20 protein-coding genes are annotated in these 19,957 nt (G+C 58.6%); 8 read left to right on the plus strand and 12 right to left on the minus strand.

The window, feature by feature from the left end; all coding sequences use genetic code 11:
* Positions 1–72: 72 nt before the first annotated feature.
* The 3 genes from AC0L7L_RS09850 to gndA all read left to right on the plus strand — a co-directional run bounded on the left by AC0L7L_RS09850 (position 73) and on the right by gndA (position 3,502).
* Positions 73–999, plus strand: coding sequence for a glutaminase (locus AC0L7L_RS09850; protein ID WP_473513632.1), 927 nt, complete (start codon positions 73–75; stop codon positions 997–999).
* Between the two features lie 56 nt (positions 1,000–1,055).
* Positions 1,056–1,913 carry a tRNA 2-thiocytidine(32) synthetase TtcA gene (ttcA, locus tag AC0L7L_RS09855; protein WP_272211705.1) on the plus strand — a complete coding sequence of 286 codons (858 nt, stop codon included), beginning with the start codon at positions 1,056–1,058 and terminating at the stop codon, positions 1,911–1,913.
* Positions 1,914–2,077: 164 nt separating this feature from the next.
* Positions 2,078–3,502 carry an NADP-dependent phosphogluconate dehydrogenase gene (gndA, locus tag AC0L7L_RS09860; RefSeq protein WP_272211706.1) on the plus strand — a complete coding sequence of 475 codons (1,425 nt, stop codon included), beginning with the start codon at positions 2,078–2,080 and terminating at the stop codon, positions 3,500–3,502.
* 95 nt (positions 3,503–3,597) lie between these two features.
* Here gndA and AC0L7L_RS09865 read toward each other — a convergent pair whose 3' ends face one another.
* Positions 3,598–3,855, minus strand: a complete 258-nt coding sequence (locus AC0L7L_RS09865; RefSeq protein ID WP_272211707.1) for a GGDEF domain-containing protein — start codon at positions 3,853–3,855, stop codon at positions 3,598–3,600.
* Entirely contained in the window at positions 3,818–4,672 is an 855-nt protein-coding gene (locus tag AC0L7L_RS09870) for a GGDEF domain-containing protein (RefSeq protein ID WP_272211708.1), read from the minus strand. The genes AC0L7L_RS09865 and AC0L7L_RS09870 overlap by 38 nt, the downstream gene beginning before the upstream one ends.
* Positions 4,673–4,987: 315 nt before the next feature.
* On the opposite strand from AC0L7L_RS09870, the gene AC0L7L_RS09875 reads away from it, so the two are divergent.
* From AC0L7L_RS09875 to AC0L7L_RS09885, 3 genes are read left to right on the plus strand one after another with little or no spacing between them, the layout of a single operon-like run.
* Positions 4,988–5,677, plus strand: coding sequence for a fumarylacetoacetate hydrolase family protein (locus AC0L7L_RS09875; RefSeq protein WP_272211709.1), 690 nt, complete (start codon positions 4,988–4,990; stop codon positions 5,675–5,677).
* Between the two features lie 31 nt (positions 5,678–5,708).
* Positions 5,709–6,251, plus strand: coding sequence for a gamma carbonic anhydrase family protein (locus AC0L7L_RS09880; protein WP_272211710.1), 543 nt, complete (start codon positions 5,709–5,711; stop codon positions 6,249–6,251).
* Positions 6,251–7,531, plus strand: a complete 1,281-nt coding sequence (locus AC0L7L_RS09885) for a GGDEF domain-containing protein (RefSeq protein ID WP_473513636.1) — start codon at positions 6,251–6,253, stop codon at positions 7,529–7,531. Before AC0L7L_RS09880 ends, AC0L7L_RS09885 begins: the two co-directional genes overlap by 1 nt.
* Before the next feature lie 34 nt (positions 7,532–7,565).
* On the opposite strand, the gene AC0L7L_RS09890 is transcribed toward AC0L7L_RS09885, so the two are convergent.
* Genes AC0L7L_RS09890 through AC0L7L_RS09900 form a run of 3 tightly spaced genes read right to left on the minus strand, consistent with a single transcriptional unit; the run spans position 7,566 to position 9,604 of the window.
* Complete coding sequence (locus AC0L7L_RS09890) at positions 7,566–7,970, minus strand: Fur family transcriptional regulator (protein WP_272211713.1); 405 nt, start codon at positions 7,968–7,970, stop codon at positions 7,566–7,568.
* Positions 7,971–7,983: 13 nt separating this feature from the next.
* Complete coding sequence (locus tag AC0L7L_RS09895) at positions 7,984–8,778, minus strand: metal ABC transporter permease (RefSeq protein WP_473513638.1); 795 nt, start codon at positions 8,776–8,778, stop codon at positions 7,984–7,986.
* The gene (locus tag AC0L7L_RS09900) at positions 8,771–9,604 is read right to left on the minus strand and encodes an ATP-binding cassette domain-containing protein (protein ID WP_473513640.1); all 834 of its coding nucleotides are present in this window, start codon (positions 9,602–9,604) and stop codon (positions 8,771–8,773) included. The genes AC0L7L_RS09895 and AC0L7L_RS09900 overlap by 8 nt, the downstream gene beginning before the upstream one ends.
* A gap of 101 nt (positions 9,605–9,705) precedes the next feature.
* On the opposite strand from AC0L7L_RS09900, the gene AC0L7L_RS09905 reads away from it, so the two are divergent.
* A complete protein-coding gene (locus AC0L7L_RS09905; protein WP_272211716.1) occupies positions 9,706–10,764 on the plus strand; it encodes a zinc ABC transporter substrate-binding protein in 1,059 nt (352 codons plus the stop codon).
* Between the two features lie 90 nt (positions 10,765–10,854).
* Here the strand turns inward: AC0L7L_RS09905 and mgrA are convergent, their stop codons facing one another.
* The 7 genes from mgrA to AC0L7L_RS09940 form a co-directional block, all read right to left on the minus strand.
* Positions 10,855–11,904, minus strand: coding sequence for an L-glyceraldehyde 3-phosphate reductase (mgrA, locus tag AC0L7L_RS09910; protein WP_473513642.1), 1,050 nt, complete (start codon positions 11,902–11,904; stop codon positions 10,855–10,857).
* Positions 11,905–12,036: 132 nt separating this feature from the next.
* A complete protein-coding gene (locus AC0L7L_RS09915) occupies positions 12,037–13,170 on the minus strand; it encodes a Gfo/Idh/MocA family protein (protein ID WP_473513644.1) in 1,134 nt (377 codons plus the stop codon).
* A gap of 11 nt (positions 13,171–13,181) precedes the next feature.
* A complete protein-coding gene (locus tag AC0L7L_RS09920; RefSeq protein WP_272211721.1) occupies positions 13,182–13,943 on the minus strand; it encodes a sugar phosphate isomerase/epimerase family protein in 762 nt (253 codons plus the stop codon).
* 123 nt (positions 13,944–14,066) lie between these two features.
* A complete protein-coding gene (locus AC0L7L_RS09925) occupies positions 14,067–15,158 on the minus strand; it encodes an ABC transporter ATP-binding protein (protein WP_473513861.1) in 1,092 nt (363 codons plus the stop codon).
* A gap of 3 nt (positions 15,159–15,161) precedes the next feature.
* A complete protein-coding gene (locus tag AC0L7L_RS09930; protein WP_473513646.1) occupies positions 15,162–16,058 on the minus strand; it encodes a carbohydrate ABC transporter permease in 897 nt (298 codons plus the stop codon).
* A gap of 10 nt (positions 16,059–16,068) precedes the next feature.
* Complete coding sequence (locus tag AC0L7L_RS09935; protein WP_473513648.1) at positions 16,069–16,962, minus strand: carbohydrate ABC transporter permease; 894 nt, start codon at positions 16,960–16,962, stop codon at positions 16,069–16,071.
* Positions 16,963–17,055: 93 nt separating this feature from the next.
* Positions 17,056–18,288, minus strand: coding sequence for an ABC transporter substrate-binding protein (locus AC0L7L_RS09940; RefSeq protein WP_272211724.1), 1,233 nt, complete (start codon positions 18,286–18,288; stop codon positions 17,056–17,058).
* A gap of 612 nt (positions 18,289–18,900) precedes the next feature.
* Here AC0L7L_RS09940 and AC0L7L_RS09945 point away from each other — a divergent pair.
* Positions 18,901–19,956, plus strand: a complete 1,056-nt coding sequence (locus AC0L7L_RS09945; protein WP_272211725.1) for a LacI family transcriptional regulator — start codon at positions 18,901–18,903, stop codon at positions 19,954–19,956.
* Position 19,957 lies beyond the last annotated feature (1 nt).

The following is a 19,957-nucleotide window of genomic DNA, read 5'->3' on the forward strand; positions in this document are numbered from 1 at the left end:
CCCTTTGTGGGCGGCTTTTCATTTGTCGGCACCTCTGGTTTATAGGTGATCATCTTATTCTCGAGGACCACCATGGACCTTCAGGCGATTGCTGACGACATCGTGCGCGAACTGGCCCCCCGGCTCGGCGAGGGCAAAGTGGCCGATTATATTCCCGAGCTTGCCAAGGTGAACCCGAAGCAGCTCGGCATCGCGATTTCCACCGTCGACGGCAAGACCTTCCGGGCCGGCGATGCGGAGACGGCGTTTTCGGTGCAGAGCATTTCCAAGGTGTTCATGCTGACGCTGGCGCTCGGCAAGGTCGGCGAGACGATCTGGAGCCGGGTCGGGCGCGAACCCTCTGGATCCGCCTTCAATTCCATCGTTCAGCTTGAACATGAGCACGGGATACCCCGCAACCCCTTCATCAATGCCGGTGCCATTGTCGTGACAGACATCGTGCTCGCGGGCCACCGTCCGCGCGAGGCGATCGGCGAATTCCTGCGCTTCATGCACTATATCGCTGATGACGACAGCCTTCACATTGACGAGACAGTCGCGCGTTCCGAGCAGCGCACTGGCTATCGTAATTTCGCGCTCGCCAATTTCATGCGCGGCTTCAATAACCTGGAACATCCCGTCGACCATGTTCTCGGCGTCTATTTTCACCAGTGCGCATTGACCATGGATTGCGTCCAACTGTCCCATGCCGGGCTGTTCCTCGCCAATCGCGGCACCAATCCGCTGACCGGCTTTTCGGTGGTCTCGCCGCGGCGCGCGCGGCGCATCAATGCGATCATGCTGACCTGCGGCCATTATGACGGTTCAGGCGATTTCGCCTTCCGTGTCGGTCTGCCGGGAAAATCCGGTGTCGGCGGCGGTATTTTCGCGGTCGCTCCGGGAAAGGCCTCGATTGCGGTCTGGTCACCGGGCCTCGACGCGACTGGAAACTCCCTGCTCGGCGGCATCGCGCTCGAAATGCTGGCCGCACGCACGGGCTGGTCGGTGTTTGGCACTTGATCGAACCGGCCGGACAAGGCATGTCTCAGGCAGACGCGAAGGAAAAACACCAAACCATGAGCGACGTAGCGCCCCTTGATGATACCACGCCGGAAGACGGTGCTTTCCGTGCGCTGTTTGAAAACGCGCCCTCGTCAGTCAATTTCCAGCGGCTGCGCAAGCGGCTCTTGCGGCAAGTGCGCCAGGTGCTGTCCGATTTTGCCATGCTGGACGGCCAGAAACGCTGGCTGGTCGCACTTTCCGGCGGCAAGGACAGCTACGGACTTCTGGCCGTTTTGATGGAACTGAAATGGCGCGGACTGCTGCCGGTCGAGCTGATTGCCTGCAATCTAGATCAGGGCCAGCCGAACTTTCCAAGGCATGTTCTGCCCGACTATCTCGAAAGCCTGGGTGTCAAACACCGCATCGAATACCGAGACACCTATTCAATCGTAACCGACAAGCTTGCACCCGGCTCCACCTATTGCTCGCTCTGCTCTCGGCTGAGACGTGGACATCTTTACCGCATCGCCCGCGAGGAAAGCTGCGATGCGCTCGTGCTCGGGCACCACCGCGAAGATATTCTCGAAACCTTCTTCATGAACCTCTTCCACGGCGGCAGGCTTGCGACCATGCCCGCAAAACTCATGAACGATGACGGCGATCTGACGGTGCTTCGCCCGCTTGCCTATTCGGCCGAAGATGACCTGGCGCGCTTTGCCGAGGCCATGCGGTTTCCGATCATTCCATGCGACCTCTGCGGCTCACAGGACGGGCTGGAGCGCAATGCAATGAAGAAGATGCTGGCCGACATGGAAGCCCGCATGCCAGGACGTAAAGAGGTGATGCTGAGAGCGCTTTGCAATGTCAATGCGTCCCACTTGCTTGACCCGGTGCTGTTCGATTTTGCAGGGCTCAAACCCGATGCAGGCTGAGTTCCGTCTGACCGCCACCGCGTGCTCCCGGCGTTCGGTTTCATGTCAGTTTCGCTAAACTTTTAATCATCTACCTGAAAATAACCAGTTCTGCGGCTCCTACCCTTGCCGTTTGTCTGTTGCGATGCCACAAAAGGTCACCATCAAACACGAGAGGTGATGTCGTGGAAAAAGCAGAAATCGGACTGATTGGTCTGGGTGTCATGGGCTCCAACCTCGCCCTGAACATTGCCGAAAAAGGCAACAGGATCGCCGTCTACAACCGGACGGTCGACAAGACGCGCGCGTTTTACGCAGGCGCCGGTGAACTTCAGAAGAATATCGTTGCCACCGAAACACTTTCGGAATTTGTGGCAGCCATCCGCCCGCCGCGTCCGCTCATCATCATGATCAAGGCCGGCGATCCTGTCGACCAGGAAATCGAGAAGCTGCGCCCCTATCTCGGCAAGGGTGACATCATCATCGACGCCGGCAACGCCAATTTCCACGATACCCGTCGCCGCTTTCAGGAACTGGAAGGTACTGGCCTGACCTTTATCGGCATGGGTGTTTCTGGTGGCGAGGAAGGTGCGCGCCACGGCCCCTCGATCATGGTCGGCGGCACTGAAGACAGCTACGCCCGCGTTGAAAAGGTACTGACCTCGATCTCGGCCAAATACGCCGATGAACCGTGCTGCGCCTGGCTTGGCGTTGATGGCGCCGGCCATTTCGTCAAGACCATCCACAATGGCATCGAATATGCCGACATGCAGATGATTGCCGAAATCTACGGCATCCTGCGCGATGGCGTCGGCATGAACGCATCCGAAATCGCCCATGTTTTCAGCGAGTGGAACGACGGCCGCCTGAATTCCTTCCTAATCGAGATCACAGCAAAGGTGCTGACGGCAACCGATCCGGAAACCGGAAAACCGATGCCAGACGTCATCGTCGACGCCGCCGGACAGAAGGGCACCGGCCGCTGGTCGGCAATCGAGGCGCAGCAGCTCGCCGTGCCCGCGACGGTTATCGAGGCCGCCGTGGCCGCACGTTGCATTTCCGCCATGCTCGGGGAACGTAAGGCTGCCGAGCCGATGTTCAACAAGGAAGAGCTCGAGTTCAGCATTCCGCCGGGTCCCTGGCTCAACCGCGATCTGGAACTCGCGCTGTTCGCAGCCAAAATCGCCGCCTATGCGCAGGGTTTTGACGTGATGGCGGCAGCCTCGGATGAATATGGCTGGAAACTGCCGATGCCCGAAATCGCTCGCATCTGGCGTGCCGGCTGCATCATTCGCTCGCAGTTCCTGGACGAGATCACCAAGGCCTTCTCCGACACGCCGGATGTGGCCAATCTGATCGTCACCCCGGCCTTTGCCGCCATGGTCAATGAGTGCCTGCCGCCGCTGCGCCGCATCGTGGCAGCCGCCACCTCCGCCGGCCTTCCGGTACCGGGCCTTGCTTCGGCGCTGACCTATTTCGACGCCTATCGCCAGTCGCGCGGCACCGCCAACCTGATCCAGGCTCAGCGCGACTTCTTCGGCGCCCACGGCTTCGACCGTCTCGACGGCCTTGATATCCATCACGGCCCCTGGGGCAGTGGCGCGGTCTGAGCAAGGGCACGCAGAAAGACAGAAAACGAAAAGCCCCGACAGCGGGGCTTTTCTTTGCGGCATGCAGAGCAGTGTACTGTCAGGCAAGACAGGCGCTACGGCGTGTGAATTTCCACGCGGTTACGTCCGTTGCGCTTGGCCTCATAGAGCGCGTTGTCGGCATCCTTGATCACCGCATAGACCGACGGCTCCATTTCCGGTGACTGAGCGACGCCTGCGCTCACAGTTACCGTGACGTCATTGGCAAACGCCTCCGCAGCGAGTTGGTCTCTGATATCCTCGGCAATGCGTGCTGCATTTTTGATGAGTGCATCGTTAAGGATGACGCAGAATTCCTCGCCGCCATAGCGCACAACCAGGTCGCTTCCGCGGATCTCGTCTGGAAATGATCTCGGCAAAACGTGCCAGAACGACATCGCCAAAGCCGTGACCATGAGTGTCATTGACGGCTTTGAAGTGATCGAGGTCGAACATGATGACGCAGAAGAACCCATTGCTATCACGCGTCGGCGTGCGCCTTTCAAGCAGCTGCAGCGCCCGCCGGTTGCTGAGCCCGGTAAGCGCGTCGCGTTCGGCCATCTCCTTGAAGGCCTCGTGCTCTTCCTCACGGCGCTCCTCCATCGCCAGAAAATATCCCAGTATTACTGTTCCGGTCAGGTTTCGGACAACAAGGGCGGGAATCGAGTTGATCGCCGTATTCACCAGGAACTCGAACGAGAGCAGAACAATACTCGACAGGTTGAGAGAGATGGCAAGCCCCAGAAGAATCAGGCTGCGCAGATCGCGCTGATTGCCACGAACACGCACGAAAATGAGGGCAATAATGGCGGCCAGCACAATACTGACCGTACCCGGCAAAACCCCTGCTCCGCCGACGAACAGCCTTGCGGAAACGGTAATCAAACAAGTGATCGATACTGCCCAGAAGCCACCGAAAAGCGCAGCCAGGCCAACCATGACCGTCCGGATATCAAAGACGATACCAGGGCCGACGACGAACGGATCGATCATCGTGATGACAGCACCGAGACCAAAGAGCACCCCGATTGCCGGCCCTGACCAGAGAGCCGGCCAGCGTGAACGGAGTATGGTGCGGTAGGCCAAGATAATCAGAGCCGCCAACCCCACCTTTTCCAGCATATCGGCGAGAAAGCTCATATACTCAATCATCACTCACGGCCCTGCGTTTCTTGTTCGTTTTGTCAGTTCTCTTTCTCCCACCAGAGCGTCAAGCTACGGTGCTTGCGCCGGAAGAGGCCACAAGCAGAACGGCAACGGATCGACAGCATTTTTTGAGGGTCACGCATTATGCAATTCAAACCGTTGGTACGGTTAACAGGCGATACACCACAAGTAAAAAACGCTAAAAAAGGCCGCAATCCCCGATTCAGTTGCCGTTGTTGGAACGTCAGCTTGAACTGTTCCCCCGAATGAGCCAAAACTCGAGCGCACCCCAAGATGAGATAACAGGAAGGCGCTCCGGCCATGTCAGCAACCGTATTTCCACCTCGGCCAGCAATCCTGCTTCCCGTTGCCGGCCTTCAGGAGCGACTTCCGGTGCGCCGTGTTTACTGTGTCGGACGTAATTATGCGGCACATGCGATGGAAATGGGCCACGATCCCAATCGTGAAGCGCCGTTTTTCTTCCAGAAAAATCCCGAAAATCTGCTTTTACCGGGCTTGCCCTTTCCCTACCCTGCTCTTTCGGAAAATGTTCATCATGAGGTCGAATGCTACGTCGCCCTTAACCACGGCGGTACGGAAATCGACGTCAATGACGCGCTCGGCTGCGTCTACGGCTATGGTGTCTCGGTAGATTTCACCCGGCGTGATATTCAGGACGAAGCCAAGGCGAAAAGTCGGCCTTGGGAAATGGCAAAGGCCTTCGAGCACTCAGCGCCTATATCCGCAATTGCCCGCGCCGAGGATATCGGCCACCCGTCGAAAGGCAGCGTCTCGCTGTCGCGCAATGGCCAGAAAGTCCAGCACGGAGACCTCAGCCAGATGATCTGGAAAGTGCCGGAGATTATCGCAGAACTGTCGCGCTATGTGACCCTTGCGCCCGGCGACATCATCCTGACAGGAACGCCCTCCGGCGTTGGCCCGGTCAACCGGGGTGACCGGATCACCTGTGAAATCGAAACTATCGCAAAACTTGCATTCGACGTGATCTGATATAATCTTGCGTTTCTCTGGAGGACGTGACGTGACGATTTATGCCCTTGGCGAGCGCCGACCGACATTGCCACCGGAAGGTGCATACTGGATCGCCCCCGACGCGGCGGTGATTGGCGAGATCATTGTCGCAGACAATGTCGGAATATGGTTCAACGCAGTCCTGCGCGGAGACAACGAAGCGATCACCATCGGCGCGGGCAGCAATATTCAGGACGGCGTGATGATCCATACCGATATGGGGTCGCCGGCGACCATCGGTAAAGGTTGCACCATCGGCCATCACGCCATCATTCATGGCTGCACGATCGGCGACAACAGCCTTGTCGGCATGGGCGCAACCATTCTCAACGGGGCGGTCATCGGCAACAATTGCCTGGTGGGCGCCAATGCACTCGTCACCGAAGGCAAGATTTTTCCCGACAACAGCCTGATCGTCGGCGCACCTGCCAAGGTGGTGCGCACGCTTGATGAAGCGGCCATCGAGGCTCTTCGCCGTTCGGCGGAGAACTACCAGAACAACTGGAGGCGCTTCAACCGCAGCCTCAGAGTCCTCGACAATGGTTCTGCGTGATGAATGCACCACCGTTCATCACGCTGTCGAAACATGATCAGGCACTGGATGAACTGATCGGCCGCAATCTGGCCCGAACCGGCTGGGTGATCACCTTTCCGGCAGAGCTTGAACACCGTTTCAACGCGCATATTCACGCCACTCGTCACAGGCAGATCGTCCGCGCGGCCGCGGTCGGTATCGCCTTCCTGTGTGCTTTTGTCATCGTCGACCTGATCTACCGCCCGGCGCTGATTATTCATCTTTCGATCATCCGCAGCGCTGTGACTTTATCCATCATGGCAGCGCTATCACTTGTCATCATTTTCCGGGACGACACCCGTCTGCCGGGGCTGATGTCAATCTTCGGCATTGCGATCGCGTCGCTCGGCGCCGGGCTGATGCTGATCTCCGTCGGCAACCCGATCGTTCGCTACGAGCCCTACACCTTTATCCTCGTCGCCGTCACTGCCAATATCGCGTTGCCGCTACGACCACCGCAGGCTCTTCTGGCTTCGGCGGTCAATTTCGCCATTGCAGCCTATTTCATCCTGCCTCTGCAGACACTTGTCCCGGACGAAAAGGCGTCGCCGCTGATCTTCCTTTTCGCAACGACCATGATGACCCTGCTCGCCAATGTGCGCATCGAGACAATAGAGCGGAAGATCTTTCTGCTTTACCTGCGCGAGAAGCTCAGGGGTGAAGCGCTGTTGAGCGAGTACCGCTCGCTCGACCATATTTCCAACACCGACCCGCTAACTGATCTCGCCAACCGGCGCCTGTTTGACGATTACCTCAAGCAGAGTTGGCAGACCGCTCGCTTCGACGGCGAACCTCTGGCGCTGCTGATGATCGATATCGACCATTTCAAGGGTTATAATGACACCTACGGACACCCTGCCGGCGATGAGTGTCTCAAACATGTCGCTAAAGCCCTCAAGACCTGCACGCGCGCGGAAAGCGACCTGTCCGCGCGCTTCGGCGGTGAGGAATTCGTGCTGGTTCTGCCGAACTGCAATGAGGCGGTCGGACTTCAGATGGCCGGCCGTATTCACGAAGCCATTGCCCGGCTGGAAATCACCCATGCAACAAGCCCGCTGCATCGGCTCACCGTCAGTATAGGGGTCGCGGTCGAGCAACCGTCATCAACGATACACGAACCGCGTAGCCTTCTGATCAGCGCCGACCGTGCGCTCTATGAGGCCAAGCAGACCGGGCGCAACCGGACATGCCTCCACCAACCCGCCGAGGAGCGCATTCCGCCGGGCAAACGCCAGGCCGCCGAACCCAGAGCCTCCTGAGGGAACGCTCGCCCCCTTCGCTACGCTCCCAAGATCAATTCTGGCAAGTCTGGCACAGGCCACGCATTTCGACGGTCATCCGTTCCGGCTTGAATCTCTGAGCCTGGGCAAGTGAAACAAGCGCATCCTCAATGTCGTGAGCGTGAAACTCGATCACCGCACCGCACCCCTCGCAGATCGCAAAGGCCGTCATGCCGTGATGCGTACAATCCTGATCAGGATGGGCACAGGCGACATAGGCGTTCATGCTCTCCAGCCGGTGTACCATGCCGGCATCGGTCAGCTTGTCGAGCGCACGGTAGACCTGAAGCGGGGCCTTGAAGCCGTGATCGCGCAGCCGATCAAGGATCGTGTAGGCGCTGAGCGGGCCGTCGCTATCGGCCAGGCAATCGAACACCAGTGACTGGTTTCGGGTCAGTTTTCTAGCAACAACATTCATGGCAGATCCTCCTTCATGCACGACGGGCAGCGAGCGGCACCAGGCCTGCAACAAACAACAGCATGGCAGCGACCACAATCGAGGGACCCGAAGGCGTATCGTAATAGAGCGATGCGTAAAGGCCCAGCACCACCGAAACCGCGCCGATCAGGGACGCAATCACGGCCATGGCCTCAGGCGTTTTGGCAAAGCGACGGGCGGTTGCGGCCGGCACAATCAACAGTGACGTAATCAGCATGATTCCGACGATCTTCATCGCGATCGCGATCACCAGCGCCATCAGCAGCATGAAGATGAAACGCGAGGTCTCAGGCCGCATCCCCTCCGCCTGCGCAATCTCCTGCGAGACGGTTGCAGCAAGCAACGGCCGCCACAAAGCCGCAATCACTCCGACGACCAAGAGACCGCCGAGCCAGACAACCGCGATATCGGCGCGTGTCACCGAAAGAATGTCGCCGAAAAGGAAGCTGATAAGATCAACCCTGACCCAGGTGAGGAAGGAAACGATCACCAGCCCCACGGCAAGCGTCGAATGGGCGAGAATGCCGAGCAGGCTGTCGGTGGACAGCGCGCGATGACGCTCCAGCAGGATGAGCATGACCGAGACAGCCGTTGCCACCACGAACACGCTGAGGGTCAGGTTGACGGTAAACAACAGTGACAAAGCCACGCCCAGAAGCGCGGAATGCGCCATGGTGTCACCGAAATAGGCCATCTTGCGCCAGATGATGAAGCAGCCGAGGGGGCCTGCCGTCAGCGCAACGCCAACGCCGGCAATCAGCGCGCGGGTAAAGAAATCGTCAAGCATGCGGCGTCTCCCCGTCATCACGCGCATGGTCGTGATGACCGTCATGCGGGTGGCAGTCTTCGGTGATCGTTCCGTCGGCATGGCGCACCCGGCCGTCCGGCATATGGGTGTGATCGTGATGATGACGGTAGAGGGCAAGCGCGCCGGATGCCCGGGCACCGAACAGCGCCTGATAGGCCTCACTGCCGCTGACGGCTTCCGGCGTTCCTGTGCAGCACACGTGGCCATTCAGGCAGACCACGGTATCGGTCTGGGCCATCACAACATGCAGATCGTGCGAAATCATCAGCACGCCGCAGCCCTGGCGGTCACGGATCCTGGAGATCAGCTCGTAAAGCGCGATCTCGCCGGAATAATCGACCCCTTGCACCGGCTCGTCGAGCACCAGAAGGTCCGGTTTGCGGGCAAGGGCGCGGGCCAGAAGCGCACGCTGAAACTCGCCGCCGGAAAGGGTCTGCACATTGGCCTCTTCCATATGGGCAATCCCCACCTGCTCGAGCGCATCGGAAATGGCAGGCCGCGACAACGGGCCGGTTATCGTCATCAGGCGGCGAACGGTCAGCGGCAGCGAATGGTCGATGTTGAGCTTTTGCGGCACATAGCCGATCTTCAGCCGGGGGGCGCGGCTGACACGCCCCTCATCCGGCTCGAACACGCCGATCGCCACCTTCGCGCTGGTCGATTTTCCGGCACCGTTCGGACCGATCAGGGTGACGATTTCGCCGCGGCGTACGTCAAAAGTCACACCACGCACCAGATAGCGTCCCTCGCGCCTGATCCCGGCATTGTCCAGCGAAACCAGCAGCTCGGCATCATTCTTGGTCATGTTCAATTTCTGAAAACTCCGTCTTGCGGTGCTCTATGACATACGTTATAGCATTACGCAATTAATGTAATAACATTACGTTTAATGCAAGTGAGGTTAGAATGAAATCGTTCCGAATGCTTCTCCTGGCCACGGCCGCTCTTTCGGTCGCAAGCGCGGCAATGGCTGATGACAGTCTTAAGGTGGTCACCTCGATCAAGCCACTTTATTCGCTGACGACCGCGATCACGGCCGGGACGGAGACCGAGACCACGCTGCTGGTCAAGGGCGCAGCCTCACCGCACACCTACAGCATGGCGCCATCCGAGGCCCGCGCGCTGCAGAACGCAGACGTTGTATTCTGGATCGGTCCGGCGCTTGAGCATTTTCTTGATAAGCCGCTTGATGCCCTCGGCGGAAACGCCGAATTGGTGGAGCTGGAAGACGCCAACGGCGTGGAGACGCTGGCACCGCGTGCGGGAGGCGCTTTCGAGGCGCATGACCATGACGATCATGAGCATCATGCCGATGGTGAACACGAAGACCACGACGCGCATGCGGATGAAAACCATGATCACGAGGAACACGAAGCCCAGGATGACCATGAGCATGAGCATGAGCATGAGCATGAGCATGAAGAGAGCGGACATCACCATGACGGCGCGGTCGACCCGCATATGTGGCTTGATCCGCTGAATGCGAAAGCCTTTGCCGCCACGATTGCAGGGACGTTGGCAGAAAATGACCCCGCCAATGCCGAAATCTATGCCGCCAATGCTGAAAAGCTCGAGATCAGAATCGATGAACTGACGGCCGGCATTCAGGCCCAGATCGATAGCGTTTCCGAAAGGCCCTATGTCGTGTTCCACGACGCATATCACTATTTTGGCAACCGCTTTGGCGTTGAGGCCGCCGGTTCGATCACGGTCAACCCGGAAGCCCCGCCGAGCGCACAACGTATCCGTGAAATCCATGACAAGCTGAACGAGCTCGGCGCGGCCTGCGTCTTTTCAGAACCGCAGTTCCCGCCGAAGATCATCGATGCGGTGATTGAGGGCACCGATGCGCGCACCGGCATTCTCGATCCGCTTGGCGCCGGCCTCGAGGACGGTCCGGACCTCTATTTCGTACTCCTGGAAAACCTCGCCGGTAATCTGACCGATTGCTTCGTGGCCGATTAGTCGGCTGCAAAGACGCAATCCCGGAAACGCGCATGAACGGGACGGCGTTGCCTGCGGGTGCCATAGCTGCCACCCGCAGGCTCTTTGTTGTTATTTCTTGCGTTCTGGCCCTTTGCGCTCGGCCGACTTCGCCCAGATGTTGATATTGGCATCCAGCGCAAAGGTATCGATTTCGGCCAGTTCGGCATCGGTGAAATCGGGATTGCCGAGCGCTGCCACACAATCGCTCACCTGTTCGGGGCGGCTGGCGCCGATGAGCGCCGTTGTCACCCTGCCCTTGCGCAACACCCAGGCAAGCGCCATCTGCGCCAGCGTCTGCCCGCGCCGTTCGGCAATCGCGTTCAAGGAACGGATATGCTCGATGGTTTCAGGCTTCAGGAAGCCTTGCTGCAGCGACTTGCCCTGGGCGGCACGGCTGCTTTCGGGAATACCCTTCAGATATTTCGACGTCAGCATGCCCTGCGCCAGCGGCGAGAACACGATGGAACCGAGGCCGAGTTCTTCCAGCGTATCGAGGAGCCCGTCATCCTCGACCCAGCGGTTGATCATCGAATAGCTCGGCTGATGGATGACGAAGGGCGTCTTCAGTTCTTTCAGGATGGCGTAGGCCTCGCGGGTGCGCTGCGAATTATATGATGAAATTCCCACATAAAGCGCCCGACCCGAGCGCACGATGTGATCAAGCGCCAGCATGGTTTCTTCAAGCGGGGTATCGGGGTCGAAGCGGTGGGAATAAAAAATGTCGACATAGTCGAGGCCAAGCCGGTTCAGGCTCTGATCGCAGGACGCAATCAGGTTTTTGCGGCTTCCCCATTCGCCGTAAGGCCCGTCCCACATGCCGTAACCGGCTTTCGAGGAAACGATAAGTTCATCGCGCAAACCGGCAAACTCGTTTTTCAGGATGGAACCGAAGGCGACTTCGGCGGAACCGGGCGGCGGGCCATAATTATTGGCAAGGTCGAAATGGGTAATGCCACTGTCGAAGGCGGTCTGGCAGATTGCAACCTTGCGCTCGCGCGGCGTATCATCGCCAAAATTGTGCCAGAGCCCCAGCGAAATGGCCGGCAGCTTCAGGCCGGATTTTCCGCAGCGGTTATACTTCATCGTGTCATAGCGCGTTTCTGACGGTGTCCAGCTCATCATTTCATTCCCGTTTTTTGAAAAGCGCCGTCGCGCCGGCCGGCACGGCGACATGAAAAAGGCGGCCAAGCCGCCTTTCCTGATCTCGAGTATAGGCAATCCGGCCGCTACAAGCCATGCCTTATGGCAAACCTAGCGCAAAAGCGCCGCCGCAGCTTGCGCATCGAGAGCGGCCGGCTGTGTGCAGGTCGTCGAAAGCGGCACGAATGCACCGGTCTCACCGGATTTCAGAATGGCCGCCATCACATCGACACCGTGCAGCGCGCGCTCCAGCGAGCAGCGGGCATCCCGGCCTTCGATCAGCGCCACCGCCATATCCGCAAGGCCCGCCGTGCGATAATTCGCCCGCCCGCCCTTGTCGAGATCCTGGTTCGGTTTGCCGAAAGGATGGTCATCCTCGTCTATCACCCTGATCGTCCTGTCGCGACCGGCGGTCTCGACCGTGCCGCCAAAGAAATTCGGGTCGGGCACGAACAGCGACCCCTCGGTGCCATAAAGCTCCATGTTGGAATGCCGGTGTGCAAACACATCCCAGCTCGCGGCAAGCGAAACCGTCGCACCGTTGGCAAATTCCAGAAGCGCGTGGATATTCGTCGGTGTCTTCACCGGAATGATTTCGCCATTGCGTGGTTCGGAGGTGATGGTACGCGTCTCGTTCGCCATCGAAGTGAGTGCTGCGACCCGCTTCACCGGCCCGATCAGATTGATCAGGTTGGCGATATAATAGGGTCCGAGATCGAGCACGGGGCCACCACCCGGCAGAAAGAAGAAGTCCGGGTTTGGATGCCACATCTCCATGCCGGGGCTCATCACATGGCAGGTGCCAGAGGTCACACGGCCAATCCCGCCCTCATCGATGTATTTGCGGGCGCGCTGGTGGGCGCCGCCCAGGAACGTATCCGGCGCACAACCGACGGAGAGCCCTTTTTCCGCAGCCAACCGGCCGAGGTCCTTGCCCTCGTCCACTGAAAGCACCAGCGGTTTTTCGGAGTAGACATGCTTTCCGGCTTCCAGCGCGCGCCGCGACATTTCAAAATGCGCCGCCGGAATGGTGAGATTGACGACAACGTCGATCTCGTCATTGGCGAATAGCTCGTCGACGCTTTGCGCGATGACACCATATTCCTCGGCCCGCGCCTTTGCAGCCGCCGGATTGATATCGGCGCAGGCCAGCACCTTGATACCCTTGAACATCGGGGAAAGCGAAAAATAGGTCGCGGAAATATTGCCGCATCCGAGGATGCCGACACCCAGTTCCTTGGTCATATCTGCCTCGCTCAGAATGTCTGGAAAGATGCGATCGAACGCTCGATCACGCGGTCGATGTCATTCGGATTGTCGTGTTCAACAACGTAGTGCCTGATCGGCATGGACTTCAGCACCCTCATCAGCCCCTTCCAGTCGACTATGCCGTGGCCGACATCGGCCCAGCCATCCTCATCCTCGTTCTCGCCGGGCGCGGCAATGTCCTTCACATGGACAGCGCTGATGCGCTCCTTGAAAAGTTCGATCCAGAAATAGGGATCGGCCTCGCCACGGATCACCCAGGCAATATCGGCCTCCCAGGAAAGCGACGGGCCGCCGTCCATGATGTGGCGCATCGGCGCCGTGCCGTCGGGCAGAAGCTCGAACTCGAAATTGTGGTTGTGCCAGCCGAAGACAAGACCGGCCTCGCGGAAGGGCTTTCCCGCCGCCTCAAGCCGCGCACCGAATTGCTTCCAGCCCGTGGCGGTATCAGGCCGCTGATCGGGCAGAAGGAACGGGCAGAACACGCTGTCCATCTTCAGCTTGGCGGCGATTTCCAGGACGCGATCCGGCTCGTTCTCGAGCATGGCGATACCGAAATGGCCGGTCGGCATCGAAAGGCCGATGGCCTCAAGGTCTCCGGCGAGACGCTCCAGCCCTGCCTCATCCAGGTCGTCATAAAGCGCGCCATAGCCCTCGACCTCGCCATAGCCCGCTGCCGCGAGCTTCCTGAATACGCCTGAAAAAGGCTGGTAGTTCCGGGCGCCGAACAGTTGAAATCCGAGTTTTGTCATGTCTTCCTCCCGGCAGAGCGGTGCTGCCGATTTCCTCAATAAGGCCGGCTTACCTTCGGGCCGGCGATCCTTCCTGGAATATTAGCGTTCTCCCCTAAGGGGAAAGCGTTCGCTTTCCAAATGCTAAAGCCTCAGCTCCGTCTCGCCATCGAAAAGCGATGCCAGTTCCATGGCGAAGGCGAGCCTGATCTCCTGCCCCGGACGATAGCGCTTGTTGCCACCGACACGCACAGAAAACAGATGCCCGGCATGTTTCAGCCACAGCAAATTGTCCGCGCCCATCGGCTCTTCCAGATCGACAACAGCCTGGTGGACCTCCTGGCCCGCGGGAATTTCGTCATCAACCATCACATGTTCGGGCCGTACGCCCAGAGTGACCTTGCCGGAGCTCGGCAGCGGCCCGTTGCCGTCATAGCCATCGAGCCCGAAGTCGACACCGTTCGAATGGAAAACCGTCTTGCCATCCTTCTGGGCAAGTTCACCATCGAGAAAATTCATCGAGGGCGAGCCGATGAAGCCGGCGACATAGCGATTGACTGGCCGGTTATAGATCGTCGTCGGCTCGTCAAGCTGCAGGATCTCGCCACCACGCATGATCGCGATCCGGTCAGCCAGCGTCATAGCCTCGATCTGGTCATGGGTCACATAGATCATTGTGTTTTCAAGCGACTGGTGCAGACGCTTGATTTCGACACGCAACTCCGACCTGAGCTTTGCATCGAGGTTGGACAACGGCTCGTCAAACAGGAACACATCGACATCGCGCACCAGTGCCCGGCCGATAGCGACGCGCTGACGCTGACCGCCGGAAAGCTCGGCGGGCTTGCGCTTCAGAAGCGGTTCGATCTGCAGGATTTCCGAAGCCCGCTTGACCCGCTTTTCAATCTCCGCTTTCGGGATTTTGGCTACCTGCAGGCCGAAGGAGAGGTTCTTTTCCACCGACATCTGCGGATAAAGCGCATAGGACTGGAACACCATGCCGATGCCGCGATCTTTCGGCTCCAGCCAGGTGACATTCTTGTCCTTGATGAAAATCTGGCCGGCCGAGACATCCAGAAGACCGGCAATGCAGTTCAACAGCGTGGACTTGCCGCAACCGGACGAGCCGAGCAGCACCAGAAACTCGCCGTCATGGATATCGAGATCGAGATTTTTCAGAACGTCGACGGCACCGAAGGAGAGCGACAGATCCTTGATTGAAACACTCGTAGTCATCATTCACCCTTTCACAGCGCCGGCGGCGATGCCGCGTACAAACAACGGTCCGGAAACGAAGTAGACGGCGAGCGGCACGAGACCGGTCAGAAGGGTCGCCGCCATATTGACGTTGTATTCCTTCACACCCTGCACCGCGTTGACGATATTGTTGAGCTGAACCGTCATCGGATAGTTCTGCTGGCCGGCAAAGATCACGCCGAACAGAAAGTCGTTCCAGATGCCGGTTGTCTGGATGATCATGCCGACGACAAAGATCGGCAGCGACATCGGCAACATGATCTTGAAGAATATCTGCCAGAACCCCGCACCATCGACACGTGCCGCCTTGAACAGTTCCTCGGGCAGCGAGGCGAAATAGTTGCGGAACAACAGCGTCAGGATCGGCATGCCGAAGATGGTGTGCACCAGAACGATACCGGGCAATGTGGAGAACAGGTGCAGTTCGCGCAGGATGATCACCAGCGGATAGAGCATCACCTGATAGGGAATGAAGGCCCCGAACAGCAGCACGGTGAAGAAGAACTCCGAGCCCTTGAAGCGCCAGTTGGCCAGCGCGTAGCCATTGACCGAGGCAACGGCGATCGAGACGATGATGCCCGGCACGGTGATCTTCACCGAATTCCAGAAACCGACACGGATTCCCTCGCAGTAAAGCCCGGTACAGGCCTGGCTCCACGCCTTCACCCACGGTTCGAAGGTGATCTCGACCGGTGGGGCAAAGATGTTGCCCATGCGGATTTCCGGCATCCCCTTCAGGGAGGTCACCACCATCACGTAGAGCGGAATGAGATAATAGACCGCTGCCACGAACAGGATGGAATACAGCATAATTCTCGACGGCGCCAATCGGCGTTTCGGACGCGGGCCGGACGGTTCATTCGAAGCGATAGCACTCATCTGCCCCTCCTCACTTCCTCTTGTCTCTGAATTCCATCAGCGCCCAGGGCACGATGATGATGAAGACGGTGACCAGCATGACGGTCGAGGCCGCGAGCCCCTGGCCGATATTGCCGCGCTGAAACATCAGGTCGTAGACATATTTGGCTGGCACTTCGGAGGCAAAACCGGGCCCCCCTTGCGTCATGGCGACAACGAGGTCGTAGACCCGCACGATGCCTGAGGCGACGATTACAAGCGTCGTCACGAACACGCCGCGCATCATCGGAATGACGATGAAGATATAGGTCCGCCACGCTGGAATACCGTCGACCCTTGAAGCTTTCCAGATTTCGCCGTCAATGCCGCGCAGGCCCGCCAGCATCAGCACCATCACAAGCCCTGTGCCCTGCCAGAGGCCAGCGATCACCAGTGCGTAAATCACCGTGCTCTTGTTGCCGAGCAGCGCGAAATCACCGCCGGGCAGACCGAGATCATCCAGAAACTTCGGCAAGCCGAGGCCGGGATCGAGGATCCATTGCCAGACAAGGCCTGTGACGATGAAGGACAGCGCGAAGGGATAGAGAAAGATGGTGCGGAATGTGTTTTCGAAGCGGATTTTCTGGTCCAGGAGCGTTGCCAGAAGAAACCCGACGACGAAGGAGAAGATGAGGCTCAAGCTTCCGTAGATCAGAAGATTGACAATCGCGACATTCCAGCGCGTGGTGTCGAACAGGCGATCATACTGGGCCAGGCCGACGAAATTCTCGCTCGGCAAGAGACGCGAGTCGGTGAATGAATAGATGACCGTCCAGGCGGTGCAGCCAATAAAGATGACCACAGCGGTCAGCATCATCGGTATTGCCGCGATCTTGGCGTTCAGATTCTTGAACAAGCCGAACGGACGGCGAGCAACAGCAGCCATTGCAGCTCCCCTCACAAATTGGCATGGGACCGGAAGAAAACGGAGCGGGTTCGGTCAAAACGCAAACCCGCTCCGCATCAAGATGTCGCGGGCTTACATGGCCTGTTCGATGATCGACTGCTGCTGCTCAAGCGCCTCATCAACCGTCATATCGGAAGAGAAGAACTCAAGCGCCAGGTCGGTGATCTGACCTTGCGTATCGGAATCGAGCAACTGCTCGGTCGACGGCAGCACATTGTCGGGGTTGGCGAGAATCTCGATCCCCTTCTTCATGCAGGCATTAGCGGCTTCCAGATCGACATCGCCGCGCACCGGCAACGAGCCCTTGACGAGGTTGAACTCAACCTGAGTCTCCGGCGAGATCAGCATCGAGGCAAGTTCAAGCTGGGCTGCCGTGATATCGGGATCGCTGTTCTTCGGAAAGTAGAAGGCATCGCCACCGGTATCGAGAACCGGGGTATTGCCGAGGCCCGGCAGGCAATCATAATCGACGCCGGCTTCCTGGCCGGCCTGGGCAAATTCGCCCTGTGCCCAGTCACCCATGATCTGGGCTGCGGCATCGCCCTGGATCACCATATTGGTTGCCACATTCCAGTCACGGCCGGAATAGGCGTCATCGACCATTTCGCGCGCCTGAGCGAATGCCTCCCAGATGGCGCGGTTCTCATCGCTCATCACCGCGTCGGGATCCTTGTCACCGTTGACAGCGAGATAGTTGTCGACACCTCCGATAGCGACCTGCATGACGTTGCGGATACCGTCGACCTGCCAGGGCTGGCCGGTGGCAAGCGGCGTGACGCCGGCTTCACGGAGCTTCGGCGCGGCTGCGACGAGTTCTGCCCAGTTGGTGGGGACCGGAATACCGTTATCCTCGAAAACGGAACGGTTCAGCCACATCCACTGCCAGGAGTGAATATTGATCGGCACGCAGTAGATCCGGCCTTCAAACTCACAAGCCTCGAGAAGCTTTGCGGGGCGGACTTTTTCACGCCAGTTTTCTTTCTCAGCCACCTCCGTCAGATCCAGCATCAGTCCGGCCTTGATCAGTTCCTCAGCGTCACGGCCGGTATTCATCTGGGTCGCACCCATCGGATTACCGCCGATGATACGGCTGATGATGATCGGATTGGCTGTCGAGCCGGAGCCGGCAATCGCGCTGTCGACCCAGTTATTGCCGGTCTGGTTGAAATTGTCGGCGAGCACCTTCACAGCGGCGGCTTCGCCACCCGATGTCCACCAATGGGTCACTTCAAGGTCGGTCGCGCTCGCCGACATAGGCATGACCACGCCGGCCGCAAGGGCGGCGGTGAGAATTGCATGTTTCATACTGTCCTCCCAACTGAAACGTTGCCGTAAAACGGTAGGCGAAAGCCAAATATGACGCAACCCTTTTATTCTGGTTTTTGGCAATCTACGACTTTTGATTTAGACAAAACACCGGAACAGATCCTTATTTCTGCATCGCAAAATTCAATTATATATCTGATTTATATAGATATATTGTGAGTATGCGTTGACTATCTGCGCGACAGTTCGCGTTTGCAAAAACCGGGCAAGCGCCACTCTCGCCAATACCTGCTGGTTCCGATTAAAGTCTTTCTGTCACGCGACAGCTTCTTTTCTGTATCGTTACAGGCATTCACTCGCTAAACTGTGGTAACGCGGACATACCGACCAACAGAGACGGACATTGCCGCTCCTTGAGCTGTGCAGACGGGGAGGTCCTGCACACGACCTCAATGAAAGACATGCTGGGAAAACCGCGCAGGAACGATAAGAACGCAGGCGAAACTCGCGTTGCCAGCGAGAATCAGCGTATCGTGGCAGCTCAAGGCCAGTTCCGGCCTGTCGCCCAATATGCTCAGCCACCAGGGAGGAGACGGGCCTTGTGGTCCGTGCCGTCGCGTTTGGAGCGACATGGGAGATAAAAGAACGTCGATGAAACCCACGAACAGCACATCGCGCGAGACAGCCAATGCGCGTCCGACACTGAAAACCATTGCCTATATGACGGGGCTCGGAGTGACCACGGTTTCCCGGGCGCTGAAGGATGCACCGGATATTGCCGAACACACCAAGGAACGTGTTCGCCTCGTCGCCAAACAGCTCGGCTACATGCCAAACCGCGCCGGCGTGCGGCTCAGGACCGGAAAAACCAATGTGATCGCCCTCGTGCTCAGCATGGAGGAAGAAATCATGGGCATGTCGGGACAGATGATCTTCGGCATCTCCGATGCGCTTTCCGACACACCTTACCATCTCGTGCTGATGCCGCAGCCGATCCACCATGATCCGATCGCGCCGATCCGCTACATTCTCGATACCGGCTCGGCCGACGGCGTCATCATCTCGCGCATCGCCCCGGATGATCCGCGTATCGCGATGATGCGTGAACGCGGCATGCCATTCGCCGCCCACGGCCGCACCGAAAGCGACCACGACTATCCATTCCACGATTTCGACAATGACGCCTATGCGATGGATGCGGTCGAGAGACTGGCAGAGCGCGGTCGAAAACGCATCGTCTGTCTGCAGCCGCCAAGCCACCTCACCTACTACCGCTATTTCCGCGCTGGCTTTGAGCGCGGCCTTGGCCGCTTCGGCCTTCAGGAAACGCCACTGACCTCCGTCAGCACCGATTCCTCGCTATCGGAGATCCGCGACGGCATATTGGCTGCGCTATCTTCATCGACACCGCCGGACGGCATCATTGCCTGCAGCGGCAGCAGCGCCATCCCGATCATGGCCGCATTGCGTGCAGGCGGGCTGACACTCGGCAAGGATATAGATCTCGTCGCCAAGCAGCCGGCAGATTTCCTGAACTGGATCAGCCCGGAGATCATCGCCATGAGCGAGGATTTCAGCCAGGCAGGACGCGAACTCGCCCGCTCCGTACTCGCCCGAATCGAAAACCGGGCATCGGCACCGCGACAGAGTATCAGCAAGCCCGACTGGTCGATGGCGCCGGCACTGAAGGCATCGCAAAACAGCTGAT

The sequence above is a fragment of the Martelella sp. K41-7 genome, assembly GCF_055808365.1.

Coding starts and splice junctions, on each gene's coding strand:
- AC0L7L_RS09935 (WP_473513648.1), bottom strand. CDS start 16,962: ATGGCTGCTGTTGCTCGCCGTCCGTTCGGCTTGTTCAAGAATCTGAAC.
- AC0L7L_RS09885 (WP_473513636.1), top strand. CDS start 6,251: ATGAATGCACCACCGTTCATCACGCTGTCGAAACATGATCAGGCACTG.
- AC0L7L_RS09945 (WP_272211725.1), top strand. CDS start 18,901: ATGAAACCCACGAACAGCACATCGCGCGAGACAGCCAATGCGCGTCCG.
- AC0L7L_RS09930 (WP_473513646.1), bottom strand. CDS start 16,058: ATGAGTGCTATCGCTTCGAATGAACCGTCCGGCCCGCGTCCGAAACGC.
- AC0L7L_RS09920 (WP_272211721.1), bottom strand. CDS start 13,943: ATGACAAAACTCGGATTTCAACTGTTCGGCGCCCGGAACTACCAGCCT.
- AC0L7L_RS09870 (WP_272211708.1), bottom strand. CDS start 4,672: ATGATTGAGTATATGAGCTTTCTCGCCGATATGCTGGAAAAGGTGGGG.
- AC0L7L_RS09925 (WP_473513861.1), bottom strand. CDS start 15,158: ATGACTACGAGTGTTTCAATCAAGGATCTGTCGCTCTCCTTCGGTGCC.
- ttcA (WP_272211705.1), top strand. CDS start 1,056: ATGAGCGACGTAGCGCCCCTTGATGATACCACGCCGGAAGACGGTGCT.
- AC0L7L_RS09850 (WP_473513632.1), top strand. CDS start 73: ATGGACCTTCAGGCGATTGCTGACGACATCGTGCGCGAACTGGCCCCC.
- AC0L7L_RS09905 (WP_272211716.1), top strand. CDS start 9,706: ATGAAATCGTTCCGAATGCTTCTCCTGGCCACGGCCGCTCTTTCGGTC.
- mgrA (WP_473513642.1), bottom strand. CDS start 11,904: ATGAGCTGGACACCGTCAGAAACGCGCTATGACACGATGAAGTATAAC.
- AC0L7L_RS09900 (WP_473513640.1), bottom strand. CDS start 9,604: ATGACCAAGAATGATGCCGAGCTGCTGGTTTCGCTGGACAATGCCGGG.
- AC0L7L_RS09915 (WP_473513644.1), bottom strand. CDS start 13,170: ATGACCAAGGAACTGGGTGTCGGCATCCTCGGATGCGGCAATATTTCC.
- AC0L7L_RS09875 (WP_272211709.1), top strand. CDS start 4,988: ATGTCAGCAACCGTATTTCCACCTCGGCCAGCAATCCTGCTTCCCGTT.
- AC0L7L_RS09890 (WP_272211713.1), bottom strand. CDS start 7,970: ATGAATGTTGTTGCTAGAAAACTGACCCGAAACCAGTCACTGGTGTTC.
- AC0L7L_RS09895 (WP_473513638.1), bottom strand. CDS start 8,778: ATGCTTGACGATTTCTTTACCCGCGCGCTGATTGCCGGCGTTGGCGTT.
- AC0L7L_RS09940 (WP_272211724.1), bottom strand. CDS start 18,288: ATGAAACATGCAATTCTCACCGCCGCCCTTGCGGCCGGCGTGGTCATG.